The organism is Pseudoalteromonas sp. T1lg75 (assembly GCF_002964705.1).
In the GTDB taxonomy this organism is placed as follows: domain Bacteria; phylum Pseudomonadota; class Gammaproteobacteria; order Enterobacterales; family Alteromonadaceae; genus Pseudoalteromonas.
Window position 1 is genome coordinate 20,957 of sequence record NZ_PQCD01000015.1, and the last position, 18,784, is coordinate 39,740.

Sequence of the window (18,784 nt, forward strand, 5' to 3'; positions counted from 1 at the left end):
ACGTCCTAGTCGGCTTTTTTATATTAAGTGAATGGGTATTATGTCTTGGCGGTCAGGCAGACGACCCAGGCCGACACCGAGCGTGCCCCTGCCGCCTTAAGCTGCTTGGCGGCGCTATCCAAAGTCGCTCCCGTGGTCAGCACATCATCTACCAAAGCAATATCAAGGTTGCGCACATCGGCGTGTACACTAAAAGCATGGGCCAGGTTTTTTCGCCTTTGCCGAGCATTGAGCTTGGCCTGCGTCCGGGTGCCGTGGCGCCGCCGTAATAGGTTAGCGGCAAATAATGGCTGTGGCAGGGCGTCTTGCCACAGTCGCACCACCTGATTAAACCCCCGCCAGATTAGCCGCGAGGGTGCCAGCGGAATAGGGGCGACCAGGTGTGGCCAATGCCAGTCTGGCAGGCTGGCCAAGCGAGCAAAGTGATGGGTCAATAAGGCGGATAGCGCTACTTGGCGATACATGCGTTGCTGGTACTTATATTGTTTTAACCAGGTCGACAGGGGCGGGCGATACCAGTCCAGTGCCTGCAAGCTGTCGATATGGCGCAGTGGAAATTGTCGTTGAATATCGGCGCGCAGAAGTAAATCTTCCTGCAAGGCGGCGTTGATGCCAACAAAGGCATTGATGCAATGACTGCATATTTGTTGTCCGGCCCCAAGGGGCTGAGCACAGAGCTGGCAGTATTGCGGGAACAGCCAGGCACAGGCTTTTGTGAATGCGTCCATTGCATAAGCCTTTATTCGCGTTAATAATGCAGGTGTCGGCGCGTAATGCGCGACGGGGCTTTAATAATAGTGGATGCGGAACAGCTTAAATGCAAAAACAACTGGTGTTGCTTCATGGTTGGGGTATGAACCGTGAAGTATGGGAATTGATCAGCCCAGAGCTTAACTTTATTTTTGACGGCGATGTGCGGGCGCTCGACTTGCCCGGCTATGGTCATGCCCAACCGCCACAGGGCGAAGGGTTTCACTCGGATCTGCCGACCATGGCCAAGCAGCTAGCGGATCAACTGCAAGACGGTTCCATCCTCGCCGGTTGGTCTCTCGGTGGTCTGGTTGCCCTGTATCTGGCCCATTTTTATCCGCACAAGGTGAGTAAGGTGATTTTAATCGCCTCAACGCCATTCTTTAGTCAAAGCCCAAACTGGCCGGGGATCAAGAACTCGGTGTTGGAGCAATTTAATCAGCAGTTAATCGAAAACAGTGCCAAAACCATAGAGCGTTTCCTTGCTATTCAGGCCATGGGCAGCGAGTCGGCACGCCAGGATATCAAACAACTGAAGAAGCTGATCCAACAGGCGCCCAGTACCTCGGAGCAGGTGTTGAAGCAGGGGCTGGAAATTCTGGAATATCAGGATCTAAGGCAAGAATTTGCGCACCTGAAGCAGCCCGTAGGGGCTATTTTCGGGCGCCTGGATGCCCTGGTGCCTTACAAAGCCATCGAGCAAATGCAGAAATTACGACCGCATTTGGAAATCGAAGTGTTGGACAAGGCGTCGCATGCTCCTTTTATCTCCCATAAGGACGAGTTTGTTGCGGCCCTAAAAGCCATGCTTTAGTCGGGTTTTATTCGCACGTTTTTTGCGCAACAATAGCCAAAGGAGCAGCCTTGGAGAAAGTTGATGGCGGTAGCAATGATTTTTAATGCGGGAGTGGACGGTTTTGCCCGTGCACAGCAAGACGCGACGCAGGCCAGTGCCAATATTAACCGCGCCACCACTGGCCAGCTAGATGCACAGCAATTGCAGCTGGGGCGTCAACCTCAGGGCGCCAGCAATGGCGAAACCCTGATAGCTCCTGTGGCAGAAACGCCCCGTGTTGAGCAGGAACTGGTGAATTTACAGGTCGCCGAGTTGCAGGCCAAGGCCAGCGCCCGGGTGATTAGCAGCGCCGATGAGCTATTGGGCACCATTATCGATATTCGCGCTTAGCAGCCAATTACAAGCATAAAAAAACGCAGCCTAGGCTGCGTTTTTTCGTTGTTTTATGGCATTACTTTTTCAGCTTGGCAAAGGCTTCGGCAAAGGCGTTGCCCATGGCGGCATTGCCCTGATCCTTATTGCGGTTGCGATTATTGCCCTTGTTGCTGCTGGTCGCGGCCTTCTTCGCCGCCGGCTTAGACGTGCTCTTGGCACCCGCGCCGGCACCCGCAGCAGGCAACTCGTCATTAAGACGCATGGTAAAGCTGATACGCTTACGAGCACTATCGACTTCCATCACCTTCACCTTAACGATATCGCCGGCCTTCACCACTTCGCGGGGATCGCTAATAAACTTGTCGGTCAGTGCCGAGATATGCACTAGACCATCCTGATGCACACCGACATCGACAAAGGCACCAAAGTTGGCGACGTTCGACACCACGCCCTCAAGCACCATGCCCGGTTTGAGATCGTTGATGGTTTCTACACCGGCTTTAAACGCCGCGGTTTTAAACTCGGGACGCGGATCGCGACCGGGTTTATGCAGTTCGCTGATGATGTCGGTGACCGTCGGCAGACCGAATTGCTCATCGGTGTAGTCCGCCGCATTTAAGCTTTTCAGCACCTCGGCATTGCCGATCAAATGGGCGATGTCCTGATCGTTCGCGGCACAAATATTCTTAACCAAGGGATAGGCTTCCGGGTGCACCGCAGAGGCATCCAGGGGATCGGCGCCACCGACGATACGCAGGAAGCCGGCGCTTTGTTCAAACGCTTTGGGTCCTAAACGCTCAACCTTTTTCAGCTCGCTACGTTTAGCGAAGGCGCCATTGCTATCGCGGTATTTGACGATATTCTGCGCCAGGGTTTTGTTTAAGCCGGAAACGCGTGTGAGCAGAGGTACCGAGGCGGTGTTCACATCAACGCCAACGGCATTTACACAGTCCTCAACCACGGAAGTCAGGGTTTGTCCTAGCTGGCTTTGCGAGACATCGTGCTGGTATTGACCCACCCCTATTGATTTAGGCTCGATTTTTACCAGCTCAGCCAGGGGATCCTGCAGGCGACGGGCGATGGATACGGCACCGCGCAGGGAAACATCAAGATCCGGGAACTCCTGAGCGGCGAACTCGGATGCCGAATACACGGAAGCACCGGCTTCGCTGACCATGATCTTGCTTAATTTTAACTCCGGCGCTGCCTTGAGCAGCTCGGCGACCAGTTTATCGCTTTCGCGACTGGCGGTGCCGTTACCTATGGCGATCAGCTCAACCTTGTGCTGGCGGCACAATTGCTCCAGCGTACGCAAGGATTTATCCCATTGGTTTTGCGGCGCATGAGGGAAGATGGTGCAGGTACCCAGGAGCTTGCCCGTGCTATCGACCACGGCAATCTTACAGCCGGTACGTAGACCCGGATCCAGGCCCAAGGTGACCTTGGCACCCGCCGGGGCCGCCATAAGCAGATCTTTAAGGTTTTTGGCGAATACATCAATGGCGCCGGTTTCGGCCTGCTCGCGCATATTGGCAAGAAACTCATTTTCCAAATGCAGCGCCAGTTTCACCTTCCAGGTCCATTGGGCTACCTGTGCCAGCCATTTGCTCGCCGCCTTGCCTTCGATGGCGAGATCGAAATGACGGGCAATCATGTTAACGCACAGGGCATGACCGTCTTCGCTTTGTGCATCCGGGTTAATGCTCAGCGCTAACACTCCCTCGTTACGGGCACGTAACATGGCCAAGGCGCGGTGTGATGGAATACTGGCGATGGCTTCGCTGTGTTCAAAATAATCCTGATATTTGGCACCGGTTTTTTCCTGGCCGGCGATCACGGCACTGCTGATATGACCATGCTGTTTGATATGGCTGCGTAGTTTGGCCAGCAGTTTGGCGTCTTCGGCAAAGCGTTCCATCAGGATATAGCGGGCGCCGTCGAGGGCCGCTTTGCTATCGCTTACGCCCTTGTCGGCGTCGACAAAACGAGCGGCTTCGCTTTCTGGCTCCAGGTTGGCGTCGTTAAGCAAGGCATCCGCAAGCGGCTCAAGGCCCGCTTCAATGGCTATTTGACCCTTGGTACGGCGCTTGGGTTTATAAGGAAGATACAGGTCTTCAAGTTCGGTTTTGGTCGCGGCGGCGGCAATGTCGGCGGCCAATTGCGGCGTTAACTTATCTTGTTCGCTAATGGTTTTAATGATGAATTGGCGACGCTCTTCGAGTTCGCGCAAATAACCCAAACGTTGCTCCAAGGTGCGCAGTTGGGTGTCGTCCAGGCCACCGGTGACTTCTTTACGGTAGCGGGCAATAAATGGCACCGTAGCGCCTTCATCTAAAAGCTTAGTTGCTGCTAGCACTTGCTGTTCTTGCGCTTGTAATTCCTGCGCCAGAACGGTGGTGAGATTAGCCATTAATAACCTTATATCTTGATGCCCGTATAAGGGCGAATACGAGTAAAATTAACTGGATAATATCACAGCTTGGCACGAACGGCAGGGCAAATTTGTCGTTCGTGCCGTGCATTTTGAGCGGGCTAAAACGCCCTGTTAGTGAGGGTGTTCAACGCTGGCAACCACGTCCTGAAATGACTGTGCCACCGGGGTAATATCCAAGCCCATATTCAGGGTCTTGGCGATTTTACGGGCGCAGAGAATACCGCGGATTTGCTCATTCTCGGTTACCAACAGATAGAAGCTACCGGTTTGCTCCATGGTGCTAAGCACGTTGCCTAACGACGTATTGCGCACCGCCAGCATGGAAATGCAGGGCAACACATGCAGGGAGCGCATTACATCATGCACCATCAGCTCGCTGGGTTTTAGCCCGAGTTGCAGGGCTTGTGTGGTTACGCGAATACTTTGTAGCTCGACGCTGGAAGTGACCCCGATCACCTGGCCTTGCTCGTTCAGCACCATCAAGGCATCGGTGGGTGTGTTGCTGGCCAGTTTACGTGCCGCTGTGAGCGGGGTGTTGGCTTGAACACAAATGGGGCTTTGCAAGGTGAAGTCTTGTAAAAGGCTTAATGCGCCGCTATTAGCATCGAGTTGTAAATGTGGTTCATTTGCGGTCGCCAATTGAGCGCCGTCGACAACATGGTGAGTACGTAGTGATTTAAAATTAGTCATGATCTTTCTCCAAAAAAATTGTAAATAAAACAGTTTCTTAAGAGAAGTAGGGCGGTGCTCTTTGTTGTGCTACTGTGATCACGCGACGATTAAGCACAACGCTAGGCACAACAACCACAGGCGTATTAACTAACGCATGTTGCTTGATTGAGGGTGCTAACGGATACTCGGGGTCGTGATCATTGTCACTATCATGATTGATATTTTGTGCCGTATCGACCTTGATGGTAAGGCTATACTGGTCACTGGTATTGGCGGCTGAGGTAAAGAGGTGTTGGCTTGCGAGCAGGCCGGTTAAGGCGAATAACGCAAACACAAATAGCAGGTTGTACTTTAAGTTGTACTTTTGCATACCACTACCTGCCTTTAAAATTACCACATAGGGTAAATATGACCCTTTTTATATGAACGAAAACTGAACATTATTTATGAAAACGAAATTAATCACCCGTCGCGGCTATCAACAACTGCAGAGCGAACTCGATCATTTATGGCGCAGCGAGCGCCCCGAAGTGACCAAAAAAGTGGCTTGGGCGGCAAGCCTTGGCGATCGCTCTGAAAATGCCGACTATCAATATAATAAGAAGCGATTACGAGAAATTGATCGCCGAGTCAGATACTTACGCAAGCGCTTAGATGAGCTTAGGGTGGTGGATTACAGTCCACAGCAAGAGGGTAAGGTGTTTTTTGGCGCCTATGTGGAGGTTGAAGACGAGCAAGGCGAAGTGCTGGCCTTTCAAATCGTCGGCCCAGATGAAATCTACGATAACAAGGCCGTGGTTTCCATTGATGCCCCCATGGCTCGCGCTTTGTTGAAAAAGGAAGTCGATGACGAGGCCTGGGTGAACACGCCTAATGGTCGAAAGTTGTGGTATATCAATAGTATTCGCTATCAGCAAGGTGAAGAGTAAGGCGGAAAACAAATGTAACAATCTTCTTAACCTTGGGCGTTTCCCAACTCGGGTATTTCGCATATAGTTAAGGTTACAACAAGAACAATTAAGCAAGAACATGGGACAAGAAACCACCAAAATCCTCGTTGTCGATGATGATATGCGTCTGCGCAGCCTGTTAGAAAGATACTTGGTTGAGCAGGGCTTTATTGTGCGCAGTGCCGCCAACTCCGAACAGATGGATAAGCTGCTGGAGCGAGAAAACTTTCACCTCATGGTGCTTGATTTAATGCTGCCGGGTGAAGATGGCCTGTCGATCTGTCGTCGTTTACGGCAAAAGGAAAACGAAATTCCAATTGTCATGCTGACGGCGAAAGGGGACGAGGTGGATCGCATTATCGGGCTCGAGCTTGGTGCCGATGATTATATCCCTAAGCCCTTTAATCCCCGTGAGTTATTGGCCCGTGTAAAGGCGATTTTGCGTCGTCGAGCCAAAGAGGTACCCGGTGCTCCGTCCGCCGAAGAAAACCTGGTGAAATTCGGTGAATTTGCCCTTAATCTCGCGACCCGTGAGATGACCCGAGGGGATGAAGTGATTTCCCTGACCAGTGGCGAGTTCGCGGTACTCAAGGCCTTGGTATCGCATCCCCGTGAACCATTAAGCCGGGATAAGTTGATGAACCTGGCCCGAGGTCGTGATTACAGCGCCCTGGAGCGCAGTATCGATGTGCAGGTGTCGCGCCTAAGACGAATGATCGAGGTGGACGCCGCCAATCCGCGTTATATCCAAACCGTGTGGGGGCTAGGTTACGTCTTCGTACCCGACGGCAATAAATAGATGCATTTACTTCCTCGCAGCGCCTTTGGACAAACGGTTTTCCTGGTTGGCGCCCTGTTGCTGATCAACCAGGTGGTGTCCTATGTGGCGGTGAGCTTCTATGTGGTGAAGCCGACCATAGAGCAAGTGAATATCATGCTTGCCAAGCAGGTAAAAACCGTGTTTATTGGCGTTAATGATGGCGTTGAGGTAAGCGATAAGGTGTCTAAGCGTTTCCTCGAGGAAACCGGCATCGAGATCTTAACCCAGCGCGACGCCTACATTAATGGCTTAGGTGAGGCGCGGGAGTACTCCATGCTCTCAAACATCATGTCGCAACAGCTCAATGGTTCGGCGCGGGTGCGTATCAGCCAAACCGACCCCTTGGTTTATTGGATAGAGCCGCCACAAGCGCCCGGTTATTGGGTGCGGGTGCCGCTCTCCGGCTTTACCGAAGCCAATATCGAGTTTTTAACCTTCTACTTGACCAGTATCGGCTTTCTCAGTGTGCTTGGCGGCTGGCTCTTTGCCCGTCACCTCAACCGCCCGTTAAAGGCTTTGCAAGAGGCGGCGATCAAGGTGAGTAAGGGCGATTTCAGTACCGAGGTCGATGAGCAGGGCTCCACGGAAATGGTGGAAGTGACTCGGGCGTTTAATAAAATGTCCCGCGGCATTGCCGCCCTCGAGCAGGACAGACGCTTATTGATGGCCGGTGTGTCCCATGATTTGCGCACCCCCCTAACCCGGATTCGCCTGGCGACGGAAATGATGTCCGACGACGAAGACTACCTGCGTGAAGGCATTATTCATGATATCGAAGACATGAATGCCATTATCGATCAGTTTATCGAATACCTGCGTCACCACGATAAGGGTGATTATCAAAGCGAAGACCTTAACGCCCTCGTGGAAGAAGTGGTGCATGCGGAGCAGCAGCATGGTCGGGTGCAGGGGCGGGAAATTAGCGCTCATCTTAACCCCAGTTTGCCCAATGTGCCCATGAGTCATGTGGCCATTAAGCGGGTGCTGACCAATATGATCGAAAATGCCCTGCGGTACTCCGATGACGATATCCAGGTGGTGACCCACTATAACGCCCGGAAGACCCATGTGTGTGTAAGCGTTAAGGACAGAGGCCCTGGCATTCCCGAGTCGGAGCTGGAAAAGGTGTTTGCACCCTTTACCCAGGGCGATCAGGCTCGTGGCAGTGAGGGCAGTGGCCTTGGCCTGGCGATAATTAAGCGCATTATTACCATGCATAATGGTCGGGTGGAGTTAAGAAACCGCAAGGAAGGCGGTTTGTGTGCCACCATCTACCTACCCATAAAAACGTCTGAATAAAGTCGTTTTTACACCCTCTTTGCTTCCTTTTGCCCTTGCGCCGGGCACTCCTTCCACTGATTGCGCCAGAGTCTAATAACAAAAACGCCAGCATAAAGCTGGCGTTGGTGCGAATTCTCAGCGCAATGGCTAAGTTAAAGAAGTTGACCCTTAGCTATTAGGGCCAGCTTGCTTAATGGCATCAGATACGTCGTACTTAGCAAAGTTCTCGTTAAAGTCGTTCGCTAGTTTCTGTGCGTATTCTGCGTATTTCTCTTTGTCGTTCCAAGTGTTGATTGGGTTTAGAACCGCGCTATCAACGCCAGGTACGGCTACCGGTACGTCTAGGTTTAGTACGTCGATGTGCTGAGTTTCAACGTCGGCTAGTGCGCCCGATACGATGGCATCAACAACGGCACGGGTAGTCGGGATGTCGAAACGCTTACCAACACCGTAAGGACCGCCAGTCCAACCTGTGTTTACTAGGTATACCTTGGCACCGAACTCACGTACGCGCTTCATTAGAAGCTCTGCGTATACGCCAGCTGGGCGAGGGAAGAAAGGTGCGCCGAAACAAGTAGAGAAGGTTGATTCGATATCAGACGTTGAACCGATTTCAGTTGAACCTACTTTCGCAGTGTAACCGCTTAGGAAGTGGTAAGCCGCTGCTTCTTCGCTTAGTACAGAAACAGGAGGTAGTACACCGCTTACGTCACAAGTAAGGAATACCACGGCCTTAGGCTCACCGGCACGGTTTTCTTCTTTACGCTTGGCTACGTGCTCAAGTGGGTAAGCGGCACGAGTATTTTGCGTAAGTGATGAGTCGGTGTAATCAGGAGTACGCTTGTCATCAAGTACAACGTTCTCAAGGATGGTGCCGAAGCGGATAGCATCCCAGATCACTGGCTCGTTTTTCTGTGACAGGTCGATACATTTCGCGTAACAACCGCCTTCGATGTTAAATACGCTGCCAGGTGCCCAACCGTGCTCGTCATCACCGATTAGGAAACGGCTTGGATCCGCTGATAGAGTTGTTTTACCAGTACCAGATAGACCGAAGAATAGGGCGGTGTCGCCAGCTTCGCCTACGTTTGCAGAGCAGTGCATTGGTAATACACCTTTTGCTGGAAGTAGGAAGTTCTGTACTGAGAACATAGATTTCTTCATTTCGCCCGCGTAGTGCATACCAGCAAGTAGTACTTTACGCTCTGCGAAGTTGATGATTACCGTTCCGTCACTGTTAGTACCGTCACGCTCTGGCTCACATACGAACGAAGGTACATTAAGGATTTGCCACTGTGGCATGTTGGCCTTGTTGAAGTGCTCAGGCTGGATGAACATGTTTTTAGCGAAAACATGGTGCCAAGCAGTTTCAGTGGTTACAACGATTGGTAGGTAGTGCTCTGGGTCTGCACCTACTTCAAGGTGAGAAACGAAGTGGTCGTTTTGAGACACATGATTCTCAACTCGCTCCCAAAGGGCGTTGAATTTATCGGCATCGAAAGGACGGTTTACGTTACCCCATTGGATATCGTTCTCGGTGCTAGGCTCTTTAACGATAAAACGATCGTTAGGAGAGCGACCGGTACGACGACCAGTTTTGGCCACGAAAGCTCCGTTAGCAGCAAGAGAACCTTCACCACGGCGAATTGCCTGCTCGATTAGTTCTGCGGTTGTAAGATCAACAAAACGAGTAGCGCTTGAAGTCATTTTTTTACCTAAAAGTTGTGAGAGATTGAACGGTTAATCTAAAGCTGTGTGAGAGTGCTTTATATGCAAATTATAGTAACAGATGGTTTGTGCATATACGAGCTTTGAAGTCGCTAAAAATGCCCGTTTTAGGTGAAAAAACATGAATAATTTCAGTGATACCGGTGTCATGAAAAATGCATGTTTTATTGATACCGGTGTCATATTTACCCATAAAAAAACTCGGGTTTGGCCGACCCGAGTTTTTTTATGGGCTCTAATTAGCCCGGATTAATTAAAAATCGCTTTGATTTGTTCTTCGTTAAAACGGTAATCGGTTAAGCAATAATGACAGCTGATCACTATCTCGCCGTTTTCCTTCACGTCGGCGAGCAGCTCATCCTGGCCGATGTTAACTAGGGCATCCATGGTCTTTTCACGGCTACAGGTACACTTAAAACGAACCGGCTGGGGTTCGAACAGCTGCGGGTTGTCTTCGTGATACAGGCGGGTCAGCACGGTCTGGGCATCGAGGGTCAGTAGCTCCTCGTCGGTGACTGTGTCGCTGAGTGTTTCCAAATGGCTGAAATCGGCTTCCGATTTATCTCCCTGATGCACAGGCAATACCTGTAAGAACAAGCCTGCGGCGCGCTCGTGTCCTTCGCTCACATCGGTGGCAAACCACAGACGCGTGCGCAGTTGTTCAGACTGAGCAAAATACTGCTCAACACATTTAGCCAGGGTCTCGTGCTCCAGCGGCACTATGCCCTGGTAACGCTCGCCCTTGACCGGGGTGATGGTGATGATCATATGACCCTTACCCATCAACTCAAGCAGGTTGTCGCCTTTTACCTCGCCCTGCATACGGGCAACGCCGCGCATATTTTGCTCGTGGTCACCATTAATAGCGGCAAATTTAACCGGGCCATCGCCTTGGATTTGCACATTAATATGGCCTTGAAACTTTAAGGTTGCCGTGAGTAAAGAAGTCGTTACAAAGAGCTCGCCCAACAGCTTTTTAACCGGGTCCGGGTAGTTGCGTCCTTCCACCATTTTGGTGAAAGCGTCACTTACTTGCACCAACTCGCCGCGTACGTCGAGTTGCTCAAAAATATATCGATATAATAAGTCTTGCTGCATGTGTATCTCTATCTGGCTTTAAACTTGATCAGTTCACGGCGCTGTTTTTTATCCGGCTTGTGATCTGGATGCGGTGCAAAGAAGGCGTTATTTTTCCGGGCTAGCGCGTTTTCTTCGCGTTGTTGCTTACTTTGCTCTGTTTCCTCATAGCAAGTCACTGCAATGGGGGCGGCCACGCGTTTTTCAAGTAATTTAAGCACCGTAATTTGCTTTTCATCGAAGCCTTGGGCAAGGCGAATTTTCGCGCCTACTTCAACCAATTTACTCGGTTTACAGCGTTGCCCGTTGTAATGCACTCGGCCGCCTTGCACCATCTCGCGAGCAAGGGCGCGGGTCTTATAAAGACGAACCGCCCAGAGCCACTTGTCTATGCGTACCTGGTCGGCTTTTTGTTCGGGGGTTTTAGTCACTGTGTTTGGCCTAATTGCAAGCCCATATAAAGAGGGGCAAAGTTAACATATAAGCAAGTGTAAAAAAAGTTGGCAAGATTGTAATACAGATGCCTTACTTAGTTTATATAGTCGTTGCCCAATTTTACATATTGCTACAGTACGCGCTTGTTGAACGCAGGTGATGAATGTACTATGTGGCGTTAGTTAACATAATGATAATAGTGAACAGTTTTGGATTTAGCCCAACTACAACAAAGGCTTAAACAGCTTCCACAGACGAAGATTGTGACTGCTATAGTGCTGGCTACGACAATATATTGTGGCTATTTAGCGGCTTCGTTGGTGTGGTTACTGTGGCCACAACCGCAAGTTACGGCGGTTATGCCGCCGGCGACGGCCTCGTCGACGGCAAAAAATGGCGTCAATATTGCCGCTATCAAGGCGGTGAAATTATTTGGTGATGCTGCGGCGGTAGTGCAGGAGCAGCCCAAGCAAGAAGTCATCAGCACGCTCCCGAAACACGTTTAAGCATTAATCTGACCGGGGTTGTGGCGGCCACCGATGATAACAGTGCCGGTTTGGCCATTATCGAATCGCAAGGCAGTCAGGAAACCTACGGAATAGATGATGTGATCAAGGGCACCCGAGCGAAACTGGCGAAGGTTATGCCCGATCGTGCCATTTTGGACGTTAATGGTCGTTTTGAAACCCTGATGCTTGATGGTATCAGTTTTACTAAAACGGTCAGTATGCCGGTTCCGGCAAGCAAGGAGCCACAACGCTCCGGTCCTAGCCGGCAGCAGGCAAAGCAAAGTGTTAATGCCACCACCAATCCCGAGCTCAAAGCAGCGATAAAACAAAAACGCGAAGAGGTATTGGCGGATCCTGGCAAGCTAACGGACTATATTCGTGTTAGTCCGGTGCGCAACCAAGGGCAGTTGCAGGGATACAAGTTAAGCCCGGGTAAAGATCCCCAACTGTTTAAGCAGATGGGCTTAGAGAATAATGATATTGCTGTTGCGATTAATGGCTATCAACTCACCGATATGAAACAAGCAATGGCGGCTTTGCAGGAGCTTCGTTCAAGTACAGACGCGGCGATTACGGTCAACCGTAATGGTCAGCTTATCGACGTGCAATTTAGCCTGCAATAATCACAAGTGTGGAGAGAAGAATAATGGGCGCGAAATTTCGCACAAAAATTTTCAAAGGGCTGGCCAAATACGGTGCGCTCTTTTTTGCCGCTGGTATTAGTTTAAACCTGTATGCAGTTGAGTATGCGGCAAATTTTAAAGGAACGGATATTAATGAATTCATTAATATCGTTGGTAAAAACCTCAATAAAACCGTAATCATCGATCCCAATGTTAGGGGTAAGATCAATGTCCGCAGCTACGAATTAATGGATGAAGAGCTGTATTATCAATTCTTCCTCAATGTACTGGAAGTGCACGGTTTTGCTGCGGTTGAAATGCCAAACGGTATTCTTAAGGTAGAAAAAAGCTCGGACGCGAAAAAGTCTAATGTTCCGGTGATCGGCGAACAAGACGGTATCGGCGGCGATATGCTGGTGACTCGCGTGGTGCGAGTGAAAAACGTAACCGTGCAAGAGCTGGGCCCGCTTATTCGCCAATTCAGCGACCAAAAAGACGGCGGCCATGTTACCAACTTCAACCCATCGAACGTTATGATGCTGACCGGCCATGCCGAGTCGGTTAACCGTCTGGTAGAGATCATTCGCTTGGTTGACCAAGCCGGTGATAAGAGCGTTGACATCGTCCGCCTTAAGCACGCGACCGCCGGTGATGTGGTGTCTGTGGTCGACAATATTTTTAAAGACAACGGCAAGGGCAGTGTGCCGGACTTTCTAATCCCGCGGGTAGTGGCCGATGAGCGTACCAATAGCGTGATCGTCAGCGGCGAGGGCCAGGCCCGTACCCGTGCCATCGAATTGGTAAAGCGCCTTGATAACGAGCTGGAAAGCACGGGTAACACCAAGGTGTTCTACCTGAACTACGCCAAGGCCGAAGACTTGGTCACCGTACTGCAAGGTGTGAGTAAATCACTGACCGAAGAACAACAGGGCGCCGCCACCAACCAACGTGCATCGCGCCGAAGCCGCGGTGACATCAGCATCGAAGCCCATAGCGATTCTAACTCATTGGTTATTACCGCGCAGCCGGATATGATGCGCTCGCTTGAGAAAGTGATAGAGCGCTTGGATATCCGCCGTGCTCAGGTCTTGGTTGAAGCCATTATCGTTGAAGTATCGGAAGGCGACGGCATTAACTTTGGTCTGCAATGGATCACCGAAGAAGGTGGCATGCTGCAGTTTAATAACGGTACTACTGTGCCCGTGGGTTCATTGGCCGTGGCCGCCGAGCAAGCGCGAGATGAAACCATTATTGATAACGTGATTGGTTCAGAGAATGGCACGGTTACACCGATTGAACGTACGCAAGAAGGTGATCTAGGCCCATTGGCCGCGCTGCTAGGCGGTATCAATGGCCTGGCCATGGGTATTGTCCGAAACGACTGGGGCGCCATTGTGCAAGCGGTATCCAATGATACCAACTCGAACATTCTGGCGACGCCGTCGATCACCACCATGGACAACGAAGAAGCGTCCATGATCGTGGGTCAGGAAGTTCCGATCATCACCGGCTCATCCACCGGCAGTAATAACGATAACCCATTCCAGACCGTAGAGCGCCAGGAAGTGGGTGTGAAACTGAAAGTAACACCACAAATCAACGATGGCTCGGCGGTACAACTGACAATCGAGCAGGAAGTATCGAACGTGGCCGGTTCTACCGCAGTGGATATCTCTATCAACAAGCGTGCCATCACTACGACCGTACTAGCCGATGACGGCGGCATGGTGGTGCTAGGCGGCTTAATCGATGAAGACGTGCAAGAGAGTGTTTCTAAGGTGCCATTGCTGGGTGATATTCCGGTGCTGGGCCACCTGTTTAAGTCGACCAGTACGGCCAAGCGTAAGCGTAACCTAATCGTCTTTATTCGCCCGACCATCTTACGCGACAGCGAAAGCATGAACCGCCTTAGCCACAGCAAGTATAACTTTATTCGCGGCGAGCAGTTAAAGCAGGACGATGATGGCATCGACCTTATGCCATTCGAGAAGGTACCTATGCTTCCTGAGTGGGACGACGCCCTGGTGTTGCCACCGACGTACGAAGAATACCTGAGAGAACAGAACAAGGCTGAGCGTAACAATGACTGAGCAAGTGGCCAATGATGCCTCACCTGAGGCGCTGGTTAGCGACGAAGAGCTGATGGAAGTATCCGAGGTGCTCGCCGCAGCGCCTTTGCGACTTCCCTTTGCTTATGCTCGGCGCTTCCTGGTGTTGCTGGTCGAAACTGACGAGCAATTGGTGTTGTACTACGCCAATGAACTGGACGCACAGGTGATGTTAGAAGTGCGCCGCTTCGCCGGCCGCGGTTTTGTGGTGGAAAAGCTCGCAGAAGATAAATTTGAGCTGCTGTTGGAAGCGTCTTATCAAAGAGACAGTTCTGAAACCCAGCAGATCATGGAAGATATCGGCAACGAGGCCGATCTTTTCTCCCTGGCCGAAGAGCTGCCGCAAACCGAAGATCTGTTGGCCGGCGACGACGATGCACCGATCATCAAGTTGATCAATGCCATGCTCGGCGAAGCCATTAAAGAAGGTGCCTCGGATATTCATATCGAAACCTTTGAGCAGGATCTGGTGATTCGTTTTCGTGTCGATGGCGTGCTCAAAGAAGTGCTTAAGCCAAACCGTAAATTGTCGTCGCTACTGGTGTCGCGTATTAAGGTTATGGCCAAGCTGGATATCGCCGAAAAGCGGGTGCCACAAGATGGCCGTATTAGTTTACGAATTGCCGGACGTGCCGTAGATGTGCGGGTATCAACCATGCCATCAAGCTTTGGCGAGCGTGTGGTACTGCGTTTATTAGACAAAAATAACGCCCGCCTGAATTTGCACGATCTAGGCATGACGGAGCGCAATCAGGAGTTGTTTGCCGAACTTATCCGCAAGCCACACGGTATTATTCTCGTTACCGGTCCAACGGGTTCAGGTAAGAGTACGACTTTGTATGCTGGGATGAGCGCCATCAACAGTAAAGATCGTAATATCTTAACCGTTGAAGATCCTATCGAATATGAAATTCCGGGTATCGGCCAGACACAGGTTAATCCTAAGGTGGATATGACCTTTGCTCGTGGTCTACGTGCGATTTTGCGTCAGGATCCGGATGTGGTGATGGTTGGTGAGATCCGTGACCTAGAAACGGCGCAGATCGCCGTGCAGGCCTCATTAACAGGTCACTTGGTATTATCGACCCTGCACACCAACACTGCCGCTGGTGCTATTACCCGTATGGAAGACATGGGCGTTGAGTCCTTCTTGCTTTCTTCTTCCTTGCTTGGAGTCTTATCGCAGCGCTTAGTGCGTACCTTGTGCAAGAGTTGTAAACAGCCGCATCAGGCCGATGCCAATGAATGCCAATTGCTAGGTGTAAGTGCCGAGCAGGCGCCCATCATCTACCGCGCCGTCGGTTGTGAAGAATGCAATTACAACGGCTACAAGGGCCGAACCGGTATCCATGAGCTATTGATTGTTGACGACCATATTCGTGAGCTTATCCACAATGGTAAGGGCGAACAATCGGTTGAGAAATACATTCGCCAGTATAGCCCGAGTATTCGCGGCGACGGGTGTACCCGTGTACTGGCCGGCAAAACCACTCTCGAAGAAGTATTACGGGTTACCCGTGAGGAGCAATAGTGGCGGCGTTTGAATATCGAGCTCTGGATGGCAAAGGCAAAGAAAAAAAAGGCATTTTAGAGGCCGATACCGCAAAACAGGTACGTCAACAACTGCGCGATAAGGGCTTGATGCCTTTAGCGGTTGAGCTGGCGGCCTCGCAGGAGAAAGCCAGTGCTGCAAAAACTGGCATGTTCAGCGGCCTGTTTAAGGCGAAAATCGCCACTGCAGATTTGGCCCTTATCACCCGCCAGTTGGCGACCCTGATTCAATCGGCACTGCCTGTAGAAGCTGCGGTAATGGCGGTGGCCGAACAGTGTGAAAAGCCTCGTCTAAAGAAGATGCTGATGGCGGTCCGCTCCAAGGTGGTCGAGGGGTATACCCTGGCCGATGGACTGGCGGAGTTTCCTCATGTTTTCGATAACCTCTATCGTTCCATGGTGGCCGCAGGGGAAAAATCCGGACACTTGGATCAGGTGTTGAATCGCCTGGCGGATTACACCGAGCAACGTCAGTATATGCGCTCGCAAATCGTGCAGGCCATGGTGTATCCCACCATACTGGTGGTGTTTGCCATTGCCATTGTCTCTATCTTGCTAGGTACCGTGGTGCCCGAGATCTTAAAGACGTTTGAGAAATCCAAACAGGCCCTGCCCTGGACCACGGAATGGGTTATGGCGGCCAGTGAGTTCGTACAGAATTACTGGTTGTTGACCCTGGTGGTTGTGGTGGCGATCGTGGTGACCATCAAACAGGCGTTGAAGCGTCCGCATATTCGCTTTTGGTACCACGCCCGATTATTGGCCATGCCCGGCTTAGGCAAGGTCAGTCGCGGCTTGAACACGGCGCGTTTTGCCCGCACCTTGAGTATTCTTTCTTCCAGTTCGGTGCCCCTGCTTGAAGGCATGAAGATCTCCGGCCAGGTGTTGGAAAACGATAAGATTAAACAGGCGGTGGCAGAGGCGGCGACCCGGGTCAGTGAAGGCGCCAGTCTGCGCGCTTCGTTGGAACAGTCTAAACTCTTCCCGCCAATGATGCTGCATATGATTGCCAGTGGTGAGAAATCCGGTGAACTGGAGCAAATGCTGGAGCGTGCCGCCGACAACCAGGACCGCGAGTTTGAGACCATGGTGAATGTGTCATTAAAACTCTTAGAGCCGGCAATGATAGCCAGCATGGCGCTTATTGTGCTATTTATCGTAATGGCAATATTGCAGCCAATCATGGCAATGAACAAGGCAATTGGCTTATAGTGGCCAAACAAACACAGATTTCAGTAAATTTAGAGGTACGAACAATGAGAAAGCAGTCTGGTTTTTCATTACTTGAAGTGATGGTGGTATTGGTCATCATAGGTATGATCATGTCGATTGTAGCCCCGAATATCATGGGCCAAAAAGAAGAAGCCGATCTGGATAAGGCGCACCTGGATATTCAACAAATTGAAGACGCGCTAAACATGTATAAGCTGCGTGTTAATACCTATCCAACAACGGAGCAGGGCTTGGAAGCGTTAGTAACCAAGACCAGCATTGAGCCGATTCCAAAGCGTTTCCCTGAAGGCGGCTTTATCAATGAATTGCCGTTGGACCCTTGGGGTAATCCTTATCAGCTAATCTACCCAGGTGAAATCGGTAAGATCGATGTGTTTTCTATGGGCCCGGACGGTGAAGCGGGCACCGAGGACGATATCGGTAACTGGGACGAAGAAGAGCGCTAAGCATGAAGGCGGTGAATCATCGAGCCGGTTTTACCTTAATCGAAATCCTGGTGGTGCTGGCAATTATTGCGTTCAGCGCCAACATGATTGTGTACAGCATTGATGATTCACGCCACGACGAATTAGAACAAACGGCGTTTGCTTTGCAAACCAGCATTAACTTTGCTTCCGAATACGCCATCCTTAATCAGCGTCAGCTCGGCTTGTTTATCGATGACGACAATGGTTATGAGTTTATGGTTTATGGCGAGCAAAAATGGCAGCCGTTGGATGACAGTGACGGCGTGCTTAAAGGTAAAAAGCTGGAGCCCGATTTCTCTCTGACTTTGAATCAAGAAGACCTTCCCTGGGCGCAGGATAGTCTGCTCAATGAGGTTGATTGGCAGCAGTTATTGGGAGCCGACGATGATGACTTTCTTGAGCTGCAAAAAATGCAAATTCCCCAAGTGATGATCCTCTCCTCCGGTGAAATCAGTCCATTCCAACTGCGCCTTGCCTTACAGAATACGGATGAAGATCTTGCCCCTTACATTATTGAAGGGGAATTTATGGCGCCGGTAAGCCTGTACCAAGAAGAGCTGCAATGATGGCTCAGTATATTTCTCGTCTGGCCAACCGCTGCGGTGGCTTTACTCTTATTGAGGTCCTGGTGGCACTGAGTATCTGCGCCATGGCCGGGATCGCCGCCATGCAGATCAGTGGCGAACATATTAATCACCTCGGTGCCATTGAAGAGCAAACCTATGGCTCCTGGGTGGCGGAAAACCAGCTGGTGGAAATTCGCGCCCAAGGGGATAACTGGAACGCCAAAAGCGGTGCCAAAGGTAAAACAGAGCTGGCCGGGTTGACCTGGTATTGGCAACAGGAAGTCATACGCACCGCCGACAGCAGCTTTGTGAAGGTGGTGATCACCGTATTTACCGATGAACAGCATGAGCAATTTGCCTACGAGCTTGCCACCTATATCGATAAAGAGGCGAGCCGGACGTGATGAGA

At 51.0% G+C, this 18,784-nt stretch carries 18 protein-coding genes and 1 pseudogene; 12 read left to right on the plus strand and 7 right to left on the minus strand.

Features of this window, described 5'->3' with window-relative positions:
• Positions 1-38: 38 nt before the first annotated feature.
• A complete protein-coding gene (locus C2M36_RS02690; RefSeq protein WP_105253585.1) occupies positions 39-728 on the minus strand; it encodes a ComF family protein in 690 nt (229 codons plus the stop codon).
• Between the two features lie 89 nt (positions 729-817).
• Between C2M36_RS02690 and bioH the strand changes: the two genes are divergently transcribed.
• The gene (gene bioH, locus C2M36_RS02695) at positions 818-1,564 is read left to right on the plus strand and encodes a pimeloyl-ACP methyl ester esterase BioH (protein WP_105253586.1); all 747 of its coding nucleotides are present in this window, start codon (positions 818-820) and stop codon (positions 1,562-1,564) included.
• Positions 1,565-1,627: 63 nt separating this feature from the next.
• The gene (locus C2M36_RS02700) at positions 1,628-1,936 is read left to right on the plus strand and encodes a hypothetical protein (protein WP_105253587.1); all 309 of its coding nucleotides are present in this window, start codon (positions 1,628-1,630) and stop codon (positions 1,934-1,936) included.
• A 61-nt stretch (positions 1,937-1,997) separates the two neighbouring features.
• On the opposite strand, the gene C2M36_RS02705 is transcribed toward C2M36_RS02700, so the two are convergent.
• The 3 genes from C2M36_RS02705 to C2M36_RS02715 form a co-directional block, all read right to left on the minus strand.
• Positions 1,998-4,331, minus strand: coding sequence for a Tex family protein (locus tag C2M36_RS02705; protein ID WP_105253588.1), 2,334 nt, complete (start codon positions 4,329-4,331; stop codon positions 1,998-2,000).
• A gap of 135 nt (positions 4,332-4,466) precedes the next feature.
• The gene (locus C2M36_RS02710; RefSeq protein WP_105253589.1) at positions 4,467-5,045 is read right to left on the minus strand and encodes a CBS domain-containing protein; all 579 of its coding nucleotides are present in this window, start codon (positions 5,043-5,045) and stop codon (positions 4,467-4,469) included.
• 37 nt (positions 5,046-5,082) lie between these two features.
• On the minus strand, positions 5,083-5,397 hold the full coding sequence (locus C2M36_RS02715; protein WP_105253590.1) for a hypothetical protein: 315 nt from the start codon (positions 5,395-5,397) through the stop codon (positions 5,083-5,085).
• A gap of 76 nt (positions 5,398-5,473) precedes the next feature.
• Between C2M36_RS02715 and greB the strand changes: the two genes are divergently transcribed.
• From greB to envZ, 3 genes are all read left to right on the plus strand, one after another.
• Positions 5,474-5,956, plus strand: coding sequence for a transcription elongation factor GreB (greB, locus tag C2M36_RS02720; RefSeq protein WP_105253591.1), 483 nt, complete (start codon positions 5,474-5,476; stop codon positions 5,954-5,956).
• A 100-nt stretch (positions 5,957-6,056) separates the two neighbouring features.
• Positions 6,057-6,776, plus strand: coding sequence for an osmolarity response regulator transcription factor OmpR (ompR, locus tag C2M36_RS02725; RefSeq protein ID WP_105188058.1), 720 nt, complete (start codon positions 6,057-6,059; stop codon positions 6,774-6,776).
• On the plus strand, positions 6,777-8,096 hold the full coding sequence (envZ, locus tag C2M36_RS02730) for a two-component system sensor histidine kinase EnvZ (RefSeq protein WP_105253592.1): 1,320 nt from the start codon (positions 6,777-6,779) through the stop codon (positions 8,094-8,096). It begins immediately after the preceding gene.
• 150 nt (positions 8,097-8,246) lie between these two features.
• On the opposite strand, the gene C2M36_RS02735 is transcribed toward envZ, so the two are convergent.
• The 3 genes from C2M36_RS02735 to hslR all read right to left on the minus strand — a co-directional run bounded on the left by C2M36_RS02735 (position 8,247) and on the right by hslR (position 11,314).
• Positions 8,247-9,785 (minus strand): phosphoenolpyruvate carboxykinase, encoded by a 1,539-nt coding sequence (locus C2M36_RS02735; protein ID WP_105188056.1) that lies wholly within the window; start codon positions 9,783-9,785, stop codon positions 8,247-8,249.
• A gap of 270 nt (positions 9,786-10,055) precedes the next feature.
• Positions 10,056-10,904 carry an Hsp33 family molecular chaperone HslO gene (hslO, locus tag C2M36_RS02740; protein WP_105253593.1) on the minus strand — a complete coding sequence of 283 codons (849 nt, stop codon included), beginning with the start codon at positions 10,902-10,904 and terminating at the stop codon, positions 10,056-10,058.
• A gap of 8 nt (positions 10,905-10,912) precedes the next feature.
• Entirely contained in the window at positions 10,913-11,314 is a 402-nt protein-coding gene (hslR, locus tag C2M36_RS02745) for a ribosome-associated heat shock protein Hsp15 (RefSeq protein WP_105253594.1), read from the minus strand.
• 213 nt (positions 11,315-11,527) lie between these two features.
• On the opposite strand from hslR, the pseudogene gspC reads away from it, so the two are divergent.
• The 7 genes and pseudogenes from gspC to gspI all read left to right on the plus strand — a co-directional run bounded on the left by gspC (position 11,528) and on the right by gspI (position 18,779).
• Positions 11,528-12,450 (plus strand): annotated as a pseudogene (gene gspC / locus C2M36_RS02750) (type II secretion system protein GspC).
• A 23-nt stretch (positions 12,451-12,473) separates the two neighbouring features.
• Positions 12,474-14,540: a type II secretion system secretin GspD gene (gspD, locus tag C2M36_RS02755; RefSeq protein ID WP_105253595.1), complete on the plus strand. Its 2,067-nt coding sequence runs from the start codon at positions 12,474-12,476 to the stop codon at positions 14,538-14,540.
• A 52-nt stretch (positions 14,541-14,592) separates the two neighbouring features.
• Positions 14,593-16,089, plus strand: a complete 1,497-nt coding sequence (gspE, locus tag C2M36_RS02760; protein ID WP_442792638.1) for a type II secretion system ATPase GspE — start codon at positions 14,593-14,595, stop codon at positions 16,087-16,089.
• The gene (gspF, locus tag C2M36_RS02765; RefSeq protein ID WP_105253597.1) at positions 16,089-17,321 is read left to right on the plus strand and encodes a type II secretion system inner membrane protein GspF; all 1,233 of its coding nucleotides are present in this window, start codon (positions 16,089-16,091) and stop codon (positions 17,319-17,321) included. Before gspE ends, gspF begins: the two co-directional genes overlap by 1 nt.
• A gap of 44 nt (positions 17,322-17,365) precedes the next feature.
• Positions 17,366-17,788 (plus strand): type II secretion system major pseudopilin GspG, encoded by a 423-nt coding sequence (gene gspG / locus C2M36_RS02770; protein WP_105253598.1) that lies wholly within the window; start codon positions 17,366-17,368, stop codon positions 17,786-17,788.
• Positions 17,789-17,790: 2 nt separating this feature from the next.
• Complete coding sequence (gene gspH / locus C2M36_RS02775) at positions 17,791-18,375, plus strand: type II secretion system minor pseudopilin GspH (RefSeq protein WP_105253599.1); 585 nt, start codon at positions 17,791-17,793, stop codon at positions 18,373-18,375.
• Complete coding sequence (gene gspI / locus C2M36_RS02780) at positions 18,372-18,779, plus strand: type II secretion system minor pseudopilin GspI (RefSeq protein ID WP_234399078.1); 408 nt, start codon at positions 18,372-18,374, stop codon at positions 18,777-18,779. Before gspH ends, gspI begins: the two co-directional genes overlap by 4 nt.
• Positions 18,780-18,784: the final 5 nt, after the last annotated feature.

Coding starts and splice junctions, on each gene's coding strand:
- C2M36_RS02735 (WP_105188056.1), bottom strand. CDS start 9,785: ATGACTTCAAGCGCTACTCGTTTTGTTGATCTTACAACCGCAGAACTA.
- gspG (WP_105253598.1), top strand. CDS start 17,366: ATGAGAAAGCAGTCTGGTTTTTCATTACTTGAAGTGATGGTGGTATTG.
- gspD (WP_105253595.1), top strand. CDS start 12,474: ATGGGCGCGAAATTTCGCACAAAAATTTTCAAAGGGCTGGCCAAATAC.
- gspI (WP_234399078.1), top strand. CDS start 18,372: ATGATGGCTCAGTATATTTCTCGTCTGGCCAACCGCTGCGGTGGCTTT.
- C2M36_RS02690 (WP_105253585.1), bottom strand. CDS start 728: ATGGACGCATTCACAAAAGCCTGTGCCTGGCTGTTCCCGCAATACTGC.
- C2M36_RS02710 (WP_105253589.1), bottom strand. CDS start 5,045: ATGACTAATTTTAAATCACTACGTACTCACCATGTTGTCGACGGCGCT.
- C2M36_RS02705 (WP_105253588.1), bottom strand. CDS start 4,331: ATGGCTAATCTCACCACCGTTCTGGCGCAGGAATTACAAGCGCAAGAA.
- gspE (WP_442792638.1), top strand. CDS start 14,593: ATGGAAGTATCCGAGGTGCTCGCCGCAGCGCCTTTGCGACTTCCCTTT.
- greB (WP_105253591.1), top strand. CDS start 5,474: ATGAAAACGAAATTAATCACCCGTCGCGGCTATCAACAACTGCAGAGC.
- gspH (WP_105253599.1), top strand. CDS start 17,791: ATGAAGGCGGTGAATCATCGAGCCGGTTTTACCTTAATCGAAATCCTG.
- envZ (WP_105253592.1), top strand. CDS start 6,777: ATGCATTTACTTCCTCGCAGCGCCTTTGGACAAACGGTTTTCCTGGTT.
- bioH (WP_105253586.1), top strand. CDS start 818: ATGCAAAAACAACTGGTGTTGCTTCATGGTTGGGGTATGAACCGTGAA.
- C2M36_RS02715 (WP_105253590.1), bottom strand. CDS start 5,397: ATGCAAAAGTACAACTTAAAGTACAACCTGCTATTTGTGTTTGCGTTA.
- ompR (WP_105188058.1), top strand. CDS start 6,057: ATGGGACAAGAAACCACCAAAATCCTCGTTGTCGATGATGATATGCGT.
- hslO (WP_105253593.1), bottom strand. CDS start 10,904: ATGCAGCAAGACTTATTATATCGATATATTTTTGAGCAACTCGACGTA.
- C2M36_RS02700 (WP_105253587.1), top strand. CDS start 1,628: ATGGCGGTAGCAATGATTTTTAATGCGGGAGTGGACGGTTTTGCCCGT.